Annotated in this window: 14 protein-coding genes; 10 read left to right on the top strand and 4 right to left on the bottom strand. The window is 65.3% G+C overall.

Going from position 1 to position 13066, the window contains the following annotated elements; all coding sequences use genetic code 11:
- Positions 1-191: 191 nt before the first annotated feature.
- Both C480_RS05135 and C480_RS05140 read right to left on the bottom strand, forming a co-directional pair.
- Positions 192-1073 carry a coiled-coil protein gene (locus C480_RS05135; protein ID WP_006664560.1) on the bottom strand — a complete coding sequence of 294 codons (882 nt, stop codon included), beginning with the start codon at positions 1071-1073 and terminating at the stop codon, positions 192-194.
- Positions 1074-1410: 337 nt separating this feature from the next.
- Entirely contained in the window at positions 1411-2493 is a 1083-nt protein-coding gene (locus tag C480_RS05140) for a tubulin/FtsZ family protein (protein WP_006664561.1), read from the bottom strand.
- Between the two features lie 148 nt (positions 2494-2641).
- Between C480_RS05140 and C480_RS05145 the strand changes: the two genes are divergently transcribed.
- From C480_RS05145 to C480_RS05155, 3 genes are all read left to right on the top strand, one after another.
- Positions 2642-3067 (top strand): DUF5791 family protein, encoded by a 426-nt coding sequence (locus tag C480_RS05145; RefSeq protein ID WP_006664562.1) that lies wholly within the window; start codon positions 2642-2644, stop codon positions 3065-3067.
- Between the two features lie 243 nt (positions 3068-3310).
- Positions 3311-4195, top strand: coding sequence for an SDR family oxidoreductase (locus tag C480_RS05150; protein WP_049903244.1), 885 nt, complete (start codon positions 3311-3313; stop codon positions 4193-4195).
- A gap of 147 nt (positions 4196-4342) precedes the next feature.
- Positions 4343-5530 (top strand): DHH family phosphoesterase, encoded by a 1188-nt coding sequence (locus C480_RS05155; RefSeq protein WP_006664564.1) that lies wholly within the window; start codon positions 4343-4345, stop codon positions 5528-5530.
- 29 nt (positions 5531-5559) lie between these two features.
- Here C480_RS05155 and C480_RS05160 read toward each other — a convergent pair whose 3' ends face one another.
- Entirely contained in the window at positions 5560-6624 is a 1065-nt protein-coding gene (locus C480_RS05160) for a PfkB family carbohydrate kinase (RefSeq protein WP_006664565.1), read from the bottom strand.
- 246 nt (positions 6625-6870) lie between these two features.
- Positions 6871-7041 (bottom strand): HVO_0758 family zinc finger protein, encoded by a 171-nt coding sequence (locus tag C480_RS23745; protein ID WP_006664567.1) that lies wholly within the window; start codon positions 7039-7041, stop codon positions 6871-6873.
- 172 nt (positions 7042-7213) lie between these two features.
- On the opposite strand from C480_RS23745, the gene C480_RS05170 reads away from it, so the two are divergent.
- From C480_RS05170 to C480_RS05200, 7 genes are all read left to right on the top strand, one after another.
- The gene (locus tag C480_RS05170) at positions 7214-8473 is read left to right on the top strand and encodes a glycosyltransferase family protein (protein ID WP_006664568.1); all 1260 of its coding nucleotides are present in this window, start codon (positions 7214-7216) and stop codon (positions 8471-8473) included.
- Positions 8474-8571: 98 nt separating this feature from the next.
- Complete coding sequence (locus C480_RS05175) at positions 8572-9063, top strand: DUF7109 family protein (protein ID WP_006664569.1); 492 nt, start codon at positions 8572-8574, stop codon at positions 9061-9063.
- Between the two features lies 1 nt (position 9064).
- Complete coding sequence (locus C480_RS05180; protein WP_006664570.1) at positions 9065-9640, top strand: NUDIX hydrolase; 576 nt, start codon at positions 9065-9067, stop codon at positions 9638-9640.
- A 247-nt stretch (positions 9641-9887) separates the two neighbouring features.
- On the top strand, positions 9888-10688 hold the full coding sequence (locus C480_RS05185; RefSeq protein ID WP_006664571.1) for a DUF7388 family protein: 801 nt from the start codon (positions 9888-9890) through the stop codon (positions 10686-10688).
- A 63-nt stretch (positions 10689-10751) separates the two neighbouring features.
- Complete coding sequence (locus C480_RS05190; RefSeq protein ID WP_006664572.1) at positions 10752-11516, top strand: creatininase family protein; 765 nt, start codon at positions 10752-10754, stop codon at positions 11514-11516.
- Positions 11513-12703: an NAD(P)/FAD-dependent oxidoreductase gene (locus tag C480_RS05195; RefSeq protein ID WP_006664573.1), complete on the top strand. Its 1191-nt coding sequence runs from the start codon at positions 11513-11515 to the stop codon at positions 12701-12703. The genes C480_RS05190 and C480_RS05195 overlap by 4 nt, the downstream gene beginning before the upstream one ends.
- A gap of 63 nt (positions 12704-12766) precedes the next feature.
- On the top strand, positions 12767-13009 hold the full coding sequence (locus C480_RS05200; protein WP_006664574.1) for an Lrp/AsnC family transcriptional regulator: 243 nt from the start codon (positions 12767-12769) through the stop codon (positions 13007-13009).
- Positions 13010-13066: the final 57 nt, after the last annotated feature.

Here is a 13066-nt window from a genome sequence, read left to right on the forward strand (position 1 = left end):
GTTGCCGTCCACAGGCGACGCTCGTGCCGTGTCTAGGGTGCTCTAGGTAACTGCACGCAAGCGACGCTCGCAGCCGAGACCACGGTCGAACGCAGAACGCGAAACGTGGACGCGGGACGTGAAACGCGAAATACGAAACGCAAAACATGCCATACTCGACCGTGAGACGAATCGAGCGAGCGCAGACGACCTTAGAGCAGCCCCGTCTTCTGGAGCTTCATCAGGTCCTCGGTATCGAGGGTTTCGCCTTCCTTGAACTTCTGATAGATTTCCTCGGCTTCTTCTTTGGCTTCCTCTTTCTTCTTGTCGCGTTCGGACTTGCGCTCTTCTTCTTCCTGCTTGTCGAGTTCGCGCAGGCGCTTTTGGACGCGAACGAAGTCCTCGTGGTGCTGGTCGGCCGCTTCCTGGGCCTCGACGAACTTCTCGTGCATCTCGTCGGCTTCGTCACGGATGTCGTCGGCCTCGCGGTAGGCCTCGATCATCTGGTTGTGATGTTCCTGGGCCTTGTCCGCAAGCTCCGTGACCTTCTGGTGGTGCTGGGAGGCTTCAGAGCGAACTTCCTCGGCTTCCTCGACGAGTTCTTCGAGATCCTCGTTCTGCTCGAGTTTCCCCTTGCGCTCTTCGTACTCCTCGCGCTTGTTCTCGATCTTCTCGATGAGTTCCTGCTCTTCCTCGCTCGAGAGGACTTCGGTCTGCTGTTTGAACTCGAGTTTCTCGATTTCTTCTTCGAGTTCTTCGAGGTCCTTGCCCTCGTCGAGTTCCATGTCCGACTTGAGCTTCTCGACCTTGTCGAAGAGTTCGTTGGCCTCGGCGTTGAGTTCGTTGCGGCTCTCCTTGTGTTCCTGAACCTTCTCGTTCAGTTCGTCGCGTTTTTCGCGGTGTTCCTGGGCTTCGTCGACCTTTTCGCGCGTCTTGGCGTTTAGGTCGTCGCGGCTGGAAGCCCGTTCGGAGGCCATCTGGTTCAGATCGTTTCGCCGGTCTCGAAGCTGGCCGGCCATCTTGATGAGCTGTCCTTTGGAGTTGTTTTCGAGGTCGTCGTCTGTCAGTTCGATGTTTTTCGATTCGTCTACCATGTGTTAGTCAAACCTCTGTGCCATACCCGCACCGGAGTAGCGACGGTCGAAGCGAGGTGACAGTGTGTCGCCACGCCTCCGATCGTAGTCCTGTATACAGCGATCGCTCACAATCTGCGAAATCCCGGTGAATAAGATTTCCTGTCATCGATCGTCGAGCGATACGCGCCCCGGTGGCGTTCTGGTAACGGTGTCTACTGGTGCTTGCAATTTAAATGTACCGGTCGTAGACCCCGTGAAAACCGTTATCAGGGGTCGTATTCCGCCCGCGCTCGTTCGTGTTTCGCGATCGGCGCGGCCTATAAATGGCCGCCGAGTCCGCAGGGTGGCGGCGGAGTTAAAAGAGGTTCTCGAGCCGATCGTCGGTGAACTGCTCGACGTGGTCGGTTTCCTCGCGTTCCTGTTCGCGCTTTGCCTCGCGTGCGCGCTCCATGAACTCCCGAATGCGAGCGGAGCGTTCGGCCCCGCCGAGGAGGACGAGCGCGCCGAGACGATCGCTTTCGAGCGGGAAGTCCCCGCCTCGAACCTGCATACTGCCGGTTTCGTCCTCGAGCCAGCGCCGTGACTTCTCGACGCCTTTCCGCGGGATCTTCTCGGGATCGCCGGCGATGACGAGCAGGGCGGAGTCGGCCGTCGTCGCGTCCGGCAGACTCGTTCCGGTCAACAGCGCCTGGCGTGAGACCGTCATCGCCGTTCTGATGTTCTCGGCGCTATCGTCGCTCGCGATTTCGCTCGCGTAGCCGAGCGTTGCGATGCCGCCGCTTCGGAGCGTGTTGATGACTTCGCTCGAGTCCACGACGCTTTCACCGACGCCTTCGACGGCCTCGCCGGAGGCGAACAGCAGGCCGACTCGGCGGGCGATCTTCTCGTTGATCGTCTCGAAGGCACCCTCGACGCTTTCGCCCTGCTCGTGCCAGGCGTCGTTGTCGATCAGGAGCGTCGCGTCGGCTTCGCGCACGATGGTCTTTAACGAGCGGCCGGCGTTGGCCTGGTAGAGCGCGCCTTCGTTGCGCCCCGGCAGGACGCCGAGGGCGTATACCGGGACGTCGTAGACTCGCTGGAGGTGATGGACCAGGACCGGCGCTCCGCCGCTACCGGTTCCGCCACCGAGCCCGGCGACGACGAAGATACCCTCGGCGCTCGAGGTCACGCGGCCGTCCAAGGACCCGAGTACCTGCTGGATGTCCGACTGCATGATCTCGGTTCCGAGTTCGTTATCGCCGCCGACGCCGTGGCCGTTGACGCGGTCTGCACCGATCAGTTGCGTGTCGACGACCTGGAGGGACTGGAGGTCGGGTTTCGCGGAGTTGACTGCCAGTGCACCACGGACGGCACCAAAGCCCATGTCCGCATCGAATCGAGCGAGCCGTTCCGTGACCTTCCCACCGGCCTGACCGACTCCGATCAGGGCAACTTTCATACAGATATCGTATAAGTGCACCGTGTTGAACGTTCCGGTGTACGCACCTGTTTACGGGCCCAGTGCCGTTCAGCGCCGCCGCTCACGACGGTCGCCGCAGAACGCTCGAATGGCAATCCACTTGTGCCAGCCCACAGTCACACCCGGTATGTTCCACGAACAGCGGATGACGGCCCCCGACACGCCCGCCGATCTGCGCGCCGAGTACGCCGCCGATCTCGCCTCGATCGTCGACCGACACGGCGCGGACGAACTCGCCGACGAGACGGATCTCGACCGCGAGACGCTCGCGAATCTCGGTCACGAGACGGTCGGCTCCCTCTCACTCGAGGACGCCGCCGAGATCCAGGCCCGCGCCGAATCCGCTCCCGATGCCGACACCGTCGTCACGATGGCCTGCGAACACCTGCTGCTCGGCATGTCCACCGCCGTCCTCGACGTGGACGCCGTCGAGAGCGAACTCGAACTCGAGTTAGATGCAAAGGAGATCCAACAGAAACTCGAACGGCGTGCGCCAATGTCGTTCGAGGAGTACGTTCACCTTCAGTTCGTGATCGTGGACGCTGCCCCCTGATACGAACTTCTAACAGTCAGTGCCGGCACAGCCGTGACGCCGCAGAACGGTCGCAGCTGTGCCGGAAACTCGGGACAGCAGACCGGGTGAGTCCCGCTCCCGCGGTGACTCGCATCGAGTGCAGTCACGCTCACGGCCACGATTACAGACACAACCTCAGTTACAGTCCCAATCACGATCACAAACACAGCCCCAGTCACAGTCATTATATCTCCGCACCCGCGAGTTCATCGCATGACCGCAATGCGCGTTGGGCTGCTTGGCTGTGGCTACGTCGGGCTCGAACTCGGCCGACAACTCGCGGCCGGCGGCCACGACGTGATCGGCGTGCGACGCTCCGACGCGAGACTCGACGCCATCGAGGCCGCCGGCTTCGAGGCCGTCCAGGCGGACGTGACCGACCGCGCTGAACTCGAGGCGGTCCCGGACGTTGATGCGATCGTCTTCGCGGCGAGCAGCGGCGGCAGGGGGGCTGACGCGGCGCGCGAAATCTACGTCGACGGGCTTCGGACGGCGATCGAAGCCTTCGGGGAGCGCGAGACGCCGCCGGACCGGCTCGTCTACACCTCCTCGACGGGCGTTCACGGCGATCACGACGGGGACTGGGTCGGCTCGGACACGCCGATCGAGCCGACGACGCCGAAAACCGAAGTGCTCGCCGAGGCGGAGCAGATTGCACTCGAGTATCCCGCCGAGTTCGGTATCGACGGGACGGTCGTTCGCTATGCGGGGCTGTACGGGCCCGACCGGTACCGCCTCGAGCGGTACCTCGAAGGGCCGGTTACGGCGGGGTACCTGAACATGGTTCATCGGGACGATGCCGCTGGTGCGGTTCGCGTTCTCCTCGATGCGGATCTCGCTCGCGGCGAGGTCGTCCAGGTCGTCGACGACGAACCCGTCGACAAGTGGACGTTCGCCGACTGGCTGGCCGACGCCTGCGACCAGGAGTATCCGCCGAAACGGACGAAGGCGGAGCGACTCGAGGCGGGCGACCTCTCGGAACCGGCGCGTCGTCGGATTCTGACGAGCAAGCGTTGCGGAAACGACCGGCTCCGAGAGTTGGGGTACGAGTTCAGCTATCCGACGTTCCGGGAGGGGTATCGGGAGGCGGTCGAGGCGGTTCGGTAGGCAACGTGCTGGCAAGGGCGATCAACCGGCAGCGTGTTCGAGTAGTGGAGCTGTTGACCGGTCGATAGCGATCCGAGCGACGATACCCGGATCAAAAACCGTCACGAATGGGGGAAATTTCTTGGTTGTTGAATTTGAGTGTCCGGTATGGACTTCCAGGACGCCTCGGCGGACGTGGCGTTCGTCGAGGCGGAGCCGCTGGTCGCGGCCGTCGAGCGCGCCATCGACTCGGCACAGGCGCTCGACCCCCTCGTTCTCTCGCTCGTCGTCCTCGTAGCCGTCGGACTCGTCCTCGGTGGCTGGTGGTTCGTCCGCTGGGTTCGCCGTCCACCGGGCGCTCGATTCCAGTCCGTTCTTGCGGAGTACGACGACGTAACCGTCCTGATGCATCCGAACCCCGATCCGGACGCGATGGCGTGTGCGATGGCCGTCGATGCCATCGCCGACGCGGTCGACACGGACACGACGTTGCAGTTCCCCGGGGAGATCCGCCATCAGGAAAACCGCGCGTTCCGAACCGTTCTCGGCCTCGATCTCGATCAGATCGCCTCGAGTTCAGCGCTCGCGAGCGAGGCGGTCGTTCTCGTCGATCACAACACGGCGCGTGGCTTTACGGGTGCACAAACGGTCGAACCGGTCGCTGTCGTCGATCACCACCCCGGCAACGGGACCGGGACGAATTTTACCGACGTTCGAACGGACTACGGTGCCGCTGCGACCCTGCTGGTCGAGTATCTCGACGATCTCGGCGCTGGCACGGACGACGACACCGATCCCGACTTCTCGGCCGAACTCGCAACCGGACTCCTCTACGGCATCCAGTCCGATACGAACCACCTGACGAACGGCTGCTCGCGCGCCGAGTTCGAGGCCTGTGGAACCTTGTTCGGCGAACTCGACGAGGATCTGCTCGAACGGATCGCAAACCCGCAGGTGAGCGATGACGTGTTACAGATCAAGGCGACGGCAATCACCGAAAAGCGCGTCGAGGGTTCGTTTGCGGTCTGCGATGTCGGAGCGGTCTCGAACACCGACGCGATCCCGCAGGCGGCGGACGAACTCATGCAACTCGAAGGGGTTACTGCCGTCGTCGTCTACGGCGAGAACGACGGGACGATCCATCTCTCCGGGCGCTCGCGGGACGACCGCGTGCACATGGGTGAGACGTTACGCTACGCGGTCAGCGACATTCCGATGGCCAACGCGGGCGGCCACGCGCGGATGGGCGGCGGCCAGCTCTCGGTCGAGCACATGCGCGGGCTTGGCCCGGCTGACGGCATCGACAAAACCGAATTTGAGGAACAGCTCTTTTCGGCGCTGTCCGGCGAGCGGTAGCTCGTCCTTGCGGACGCAGCCGCGGTCAGTTACTGTCTCTCGCGATCCGCGAGAAACGCGCGGAGCGCACCCGGCGTCGCCGTTTCTGCAGTCGCCACGAAGTGTGCAGCGCAGGCGTTGGCGAGTGCAAGCGCGAGTTCAGTCGACCAGCCGCGCGCCAGCGCACAGGCCAATGCGCCGGAGAAGCGGTCGCCCGCACCGGTCGTCCGTTTCGTCGTCACCGTCTCGAGCATGTCGACGGAGACGACGCCGTCCGGCGTCGCCGCACGGGCTGCCTCGGGACCGTGGACGACGATGGTGTGAACGCCGAGTGCAGTTCGCGCCGCGGCGAGTCGATCGAGGTGTGACCGGTCGTCGTCGATATCGAGAACCGCAGCGACGCGGTCGAACTCCGCCGGATTGACGCTGCAAACGATATCGAGCGGGTCGACCGCGTCCGTCTCCGAGAGCGTTCGAAAGAACGCTGCAACGGCCGCCTCGTCGTGGACGCCGATCGCGCCGGGATCGACGACGATCGGGAAGGAGTCGGTCGCGGGCGGGGTCGACGCGAGTCGGTCGAAGACATCGGTGAGACCGCGGACTGAGACCCAGTTGACACAACAGAACGCGTCTGCGCGAATCAGGTCGGGCCAGTCGACGACGGCGTCGAGAGCGGCTATCGTCCAGTCGTCTGCCGGACCCGGCTCCGGAAGCAACACGTCGCCATCGCTGAACTCGAGAACGTTGATCGTCGCCGGCGTTCCCATCGAGTACGTTTCGAATCCGAGGTCGTCGAAGACGGGATGATCGAGGTGGCCGACGAGCGTCGCCCGCTCGCCGAGTTCGTGGATTTGCATCGCTGCGTTGGTCGCCTGGCCGCCGGGTCGGGTATCGGTCGGCGTGAGCGGGAACGTCGTCTCGCCGTCGGTGAGCCGCCGACCGAACGCGGCGGGCGTGTCGAGTCGTCTTCCCTGCGAGTCCTCGACGCTGTAGAAGTAGTCGACGCTGCCATCGGGGAGCGAAACGACGTGGACGCCGCTTTCGTCGCTCCCTCCACCATCGTCCTCGCTGTCGAAGGCGACCGAGAGTCGCTCGGAGAGTGCATCGTAGCTCACGCTACACCGTACCCCCGTTGACGACGAACGGCCCTAAAAGCAGTTTCCCGGCAGTCGCTCGCGCGCGATCACCGCTAGCGACGGCGAACGGAACCCGCCGGAAGTCGAGAGAGTCGTGGTCGAAATCGGACTCCACAGCGACACCGAACTGATCCGGGAACGGGAACGGGACTGGGACCGGAACCGAAATCAACTCCACCGAGACTGCACCGAACATCCCGAACTGCGACAGAACCGACCCAGTAGCTACCGGATTTCTTTCCACTCCGTATCACAATCTGGACAGATTCGAACCGTCTTGATCTGATCCGGATCGTTCTCGGTCTTCAACGGTTTCTCGCAATCGGCACAGACGAGCCGATCGTACGTGTCTTTGTCGAGTTTACCCTCGCGCAGCGCCTTCCGGACAGATTTCATGTTCACTACGTAGGAAGGTCTAGAAGAAAAAGACCAGGGCTTTGCGGGACCGTATCGAACGCCGTGAGTGGGGTAGTGGCCCGAGCTTCTGTAAACTCGAAAACATGATTGCTGAGAGCAGGTCTCAGCGAGAGTCGTGGACGTTTTATCGATTCGGCCGAACACCCTACCGATGGAGTACGTCCAGGAGCGGATCGCGACGCTCCACGATTTCCGCACCCAACCCACCCAGCGGCCCCAGCGCACCCGTCGGGGACAGCGTGCGGAGACAGCGCGCGAGTCTGGGGAGACCGCTCCCGCTGGTGAGCGCGAGTACGAGCGCGAACACGACCGGCAACCCGAGTTCCCCACGGACGACCGCCTGCGCGAGACCGCCATCGTCGTCCCCATGGCCGGGCGCGAACACGACAGCCCCGCCGCCGCCCGCGTCCTGGCCGAACTCGAGCGTCTCGACCCCGCGCCCGCCGCCGTCTTCGTGCCCGTCCGTGCCGACCCCGATCGGATCGAGCCGTTTCGCGAGTGGCTCGCCTCGTTTTCGCTGCCGATTCGGGTTCTCTGGTGTAACGCCCCCGCCGTCGAAGCCGTGCTCGCCGACGCCGGCCTCCCGAACGGCGAGGGAACGGGCAAGGGCCGCGACGTGTGGCTCGCACTCGGACCCGCAACCGAATCCGCGGAGTTCATCGTCGTCCACGACGCTGATGCCCGGAGCTACGAGGCGACCCACGTCCGCCGGCTGATCGCGCCGCTGGCGATGGACCAGGAGTTCGAGTTCACCAAGGGCTACTACGCGCGCATCGAGCAGAACCGCCTCTACGGGCGGCTGTTTCGACTGTTTTATCGCCCGTTGCTTCGCGCAGTGCGCGACGAACACGACGCGGATGTGCTCTCGTACCTCGACTCGTTCCGGTACGCGCTGGCCGGCGAGTTCGCGATGACTGCCGACCTTGCGCGTCGTCTCCGCGCGCCGCAGGCCTGGGGACTCGAAGTCGGTATTCTCGGTGACGCGTTCGAACACGCCGGCTTCGAGGGGAGCGCACAGGTCGACCTCGGGCGACACGTCCACGATCACCGTGCCGTCGCGGGTGATACCGGACTCGAGGGGATGAGCCGCGAGGTCGCGGCGACGCTCTGTCGCGTCCTCGAGGAGGGTGGCGTCGAACTGAACTACGAGACGCTTCCCGAGCGCTACCTGGCCGCCGGCCGGCGACTGATCGACCAGTACCGCGCCGACGCCGCGTTCAATGAACTCGCGTACGATCCGGCGGCCGAACGGGACCAACTCGAGCGTTACGCCGACTCGATCAGACCGCCCGGCCTCGACAAGCGACTGCCGGAGTGGACGGATGCACCGGTCGAACCGGCATCCGTTCTCGCCGCGTCCCGGCCCTGGCTCGACGACGCGACGCGGCTCGAGACGAGCGCGGACGATTAGGGCGATCAATCACAATCGATCACGAGCGACTCAGACGCCGCGCTGTGAGCGACTGGCGGCTATCAATCTTTATCAGCGAACCGCCCGTTACACCGCGTATGGATGCGACCGCCGACGAACTGGCCGGCGTCGTCGACCTCTTCGGCGGGTTGACGAGGACAGAACTCGACCGCGCCCTCTCGGAGGCCGCCTTCCGTGCGGACGGCCAGTCCGTCAACGAGACGGCACTCGAGGAGACGATCGACGGTGCACTCGCGTCGTTCGCACTCGTTCGCTCCCCGCCGACCGCCGTCACCGCTCCCTCGGAACCGACGGCACCCCTCCTGGTTGCCGGCCCGACGGCGTTTCCAACCGTTCCGGACCACGCCGAGGACGTTCCCCACATCCTCGACGTCGAGCGACGAGAACTCGACCGAACTGCACTCGGCGAGAGCGCCCGCGAACGGTTCGACGATGCAGTCGCGGAAGCCACCGAATCGGCCGACGAGGAGCGACTGTCACACCTGCTCGACGTGAGCTACGATCTCGAAGCCTGGGCACCGCTCGATTTAGCGCCCGCGCGCCGGACCATTTCGGAGGCGCTCGAGTGAGATGAGCCGGCGGCTCACCCTCGAACCGGTCGCCGCTCACGAACCCGTCGGGATCGACGACCAGCAGTTCAACGCCGCGGTACTCGCGCCGATTATCGACCGCAACGACGAGGACCACCTCCTGTTCACCCGCCGCGCCGACCACCTCGGCGACCACCCCGGGCAGATGAGCTTTCCCGGCGGCGGGGCCGAGCCGATCGACGACTCCATTCTCGATACCGCACTCCGCGAAGCCAACGAAGAGATCGGCCTCGACCCCACCGAAGCCGAACTCGTCGGCCAACTCGACGACATCCGCACGGTCAGCGAGTACGCGGTCACGCCGTTCGTCGCCCGCGTTCCGGACAGAGAGTACGAACGCGACGACAACGAAGTCGCCGAAATCGTGCTCCTGTCGCTGTCCGACCTGCTCGATCCGGATAACTACGAGTTCGAGCGACGCGATCACCCCTACTACGGCGATATCGTGGTCCACTACTTCCGCGTCGACGGCTACACCGTCTGGGGGGCCACGGGTCGGATTCTCGTCCAGTTACTCGAGTTGGCGACGCCGTTCGACGGGGCGTCGGACACCTGAGCGGCCCGCCGGTTCTCGAAAAATCCGCATCGAGCGTCAGGTTTTTGCACGCGCCGGACCCAGAACTCCTATGGTCGCACAGACGATGGGTCGAGTTCCGCACGGGCGATAACGACACCGGTTCCACGGGCAGTCGTCATCGCCGCCGTCGCCTGGCCCGATTTCGATCCGATCGCGTTCAGTTGTACTGTTCTTGCCGTTTCCGAGACGAAGTACCCACTACCAACTCCATGCGAGGTGTCCGTCGATGCTAACAACGAGTACAGTTGCCCGCGCCGGCCTGGACGCGGTCGCGCTCAAACCGGCCGAGTGTGACGTCGAGCAAGCGGCGTCGCTGCCGGTCGAGACGATCGCGATCGATTACGAGGGGCACGATCACGTCCCGGACCGGCGGACGATAGAAGCGCTTTCGGCCGACGCGACGGTTCGGCTGACGACCCCCGTTCGTGCCGACGGATTCGACCCGCTCGGTGACGATTCGCTCGCCGCCGAACTCCCGTCGGGCGTCGAGCGCATCCTCGTCGCCGGCCACCCCGCTTACCTCACCGACGACGAGCAGGACCGCGCCGTCGCGCCCCGGTTGGGTGCGGCACTCGAAACGGCCCCCGACTCCTGGGTCGGCACCGAGAGCGTCGAACGAATCGCGATGGCAACGGGCGCAACACAGTACGACCTGCTCTCGCGAACGACGATGCGCGAGTTGCGGGCGCTTCGTGCTGCGACCTTCGACGGCGACATCGCAGTCTACGCACCGACAGTGCTCACGGCCGACGAAGACGCGATCCTCGACGCCGTCGGGGACTACGTCGCTCGCCGGCGACCGGTCGCCGCGGCGCTCCCGGACGACGGGGACGAAGACGGAGACAGAACCGTCACCGATTCGCGCGCGACGGGCCGAACTCGTGAAATCCTGCTCGCCGCCGCCGAGGACTACGCGCTCGTCGGCACCGAAGCCGCGGTCCGCGAACGGACCGACGCGCTCCGCGAGGCCGGCGCGACGACCGTCGTCGGCTACCCCGCTCGCGAACTCGAGGCCTTCCTCGAGTAGGACCACCATTTCTTCGAAACGAACGGCAGACGATATAAGTCACTCCGGCAACCAGAGGGTGGCATGACACTGCTCGCCGAACGCACGACGACCGACGCTGCCGACGAACTCGGGCCAGCCGAGGTCGCCGTGCTACCGACTGGGAGCACCGAACAGCACGGGCCGGCGTTACCGCTCGGGATGGACTTCATGGCCGCCGAGGCGTTCGCCCGTTCCGCAACCGATCGCGAGGATACCGTGGTCCTCCCGACGATTCCGGTCGGCGTCAGCGGCCACCACCGACAGTTCGACGGCACGCTGTCCGTCTCCGCACCGACGTTCGAACGCTACGTCGAGGAAACGATCGCGAGCCTCGCCGACCACGGCGTTCACAAAGCCGTCGTGGTCAATGGCCACGGTGGCAACACGGACGCGCTCCGACGGGTCGCACGGACCCTGCGCAACGAGGAAACCGCGTTCGCACCCCCCTGGAACTGGTGGGACAGCGTCGACGACCTCGCGGCCGACCTGTTCGACGAGGACGGCGGTCACGCCGACGCGATGGAGTCGAGTCTGCTCTGGCACCTCCGCGAGGACCTCGTTCGGCCGGACGAGTTCGCGGCCGCCGAAGCGGGGGCGAGCGACTCCTGGGGCGAGTTCAGCCACGGCGCGCCGGTCGGCTTCGATACGATCGACTTCTCGGAGAGCGGGGCGGTCGGCCGGCCGACCCAGGCCGACCCCGAGAAGGGTGCGGCGTTGTTCGAGGCCGGGCGCGATCACCTCGACGCGCTGCTCGACTGGCTCGCGGCGCGACCGCTCGCGGACTGCTGGCCGCGTGATCACAAATGAGCGACGAAACCGAACTCGCCGTCGGTGCCGATGCCTTCACCGACCGGGGTGCAGGGCGCTCCGTCGCCGTCGTCGGTGCGGGAGCCGTCGGTGCGACCGCAGCCTACGATCTGGCGCGCGAGGGCGCGGACGTAACGCTGTACGACCGCGGCGGCGTCGCACACGGCTCGAGCGGCCGCGCGGCCGGCATCTGTTATGACGCCTTCGCGGACTCGCTCGACGCCGAAATCGCGAGCGATGCGATCGAACGCTTCCGGGCGCTCTCGGGCGACGACACGTTTCCCTTCGTCGAGTGTCCCTACGTCTGGCTCGCTCGGGAGGGAGACGACCGGCGTGCCGACGCCATCCGCGACCAGGTCGAACGGATGCAAGCACAGGGCGTCGTCGCCGTCGAAATGGACGGCGCTGAACTCGCGGACCGGTTCCCGACCGTGCGGGCCGACGACGTGGCCGTCGCGGGCGTCGCCGGCGGCGCGGGGTACACGGATCCCGGCCAGTACACCGCCTGTCTCGCCGCCGCAGCAACTGGGGCGGGCGCGACGCTCGAGACCGACACGCCCGTCAGCGTCCGAACTGACCCGTCCCAAATCGTCCGCGAAGACGGGACCGTCGACGAGTTCGACGCGGTCCTCGTGACCGCCGGCGCGCACACGAAGCGACTCCTCGCGGATGCCGGCATCTCGATCGCCGTGAAACCCTACCGCGTCCAGGCGCTCGTCGCGAACTGTGACCACCCGGAACCGACGTGTTACGACGCTAGCGACGGGTTCTACCTCCGCCCGCACCCGGAGGGGCTGCTCGCGGGCGACGGCACCGAGGAGTGGGAGGCCGACCCGGACGACTACGATCGGGACGCAAACCCCGAGTTCGCGACGGACCTGCTCGAACGCGTGCGCCATCGGTTGCCCAATGCCGACGTTGAACTCGAGCGGGCCTGGGCCGGACTCTGTACGGCGACGCCGGACCGCGATCCGCTGGTCGGGCAACTAACGGACGGACTGTACGTCGCAACCGGCTTCCAGGGTCACGGCTTTATGCGCGCGCCGGCGATCGGCCAGCGACTCGCCCGACAGGTGCTCGGCGACGACGGTGGCGACGGCATCGACGCCTTCGATCCGACTCGATTCGACGGCGACGAAGCGTTCGACGTGGTCGAGGGGATGACCGTCCCGGACGAGTTCGACTGACGCCCGTGCCGTCCGGTGAGGCAAAGGCTTTAGTCGTGCGGGAGTGTACCACACCGGCGAACGATGGTCCACGCGTTTATCATGGTCAAGACGGCGGCCGGCAAGTCGGAGGGGCTGCTCTCACAGGTGACCGCGCTCGAGTCGGTCGCGAACGCCCACATCGTCGCGGGCAACTACGACATTATCGTCGAGATCGATGCCCCGGAAGTCTACGACGTTCTCAAGGCCGTCTCCTCGGATATTCAGGGTCTCGAGGGCGTGACCGACACGAAGACCTACATCGCGATGGACCGGAACGACGGGTAACGCTGCCCTGGTACTGCTCTGATACTACCCTGACCCTGCACTCGGCTACCGATCGGC

This window comes from Natrialba aegyptia DSM 13077, assembly GCF_000337535.1.
Taxonomy (GTDB): domain Archaea; phylum Halobacteriota; class Halobacteria; order Halobacteriales; family Natrialbaceae; genus Natrialba; species Natrialba aegyptia.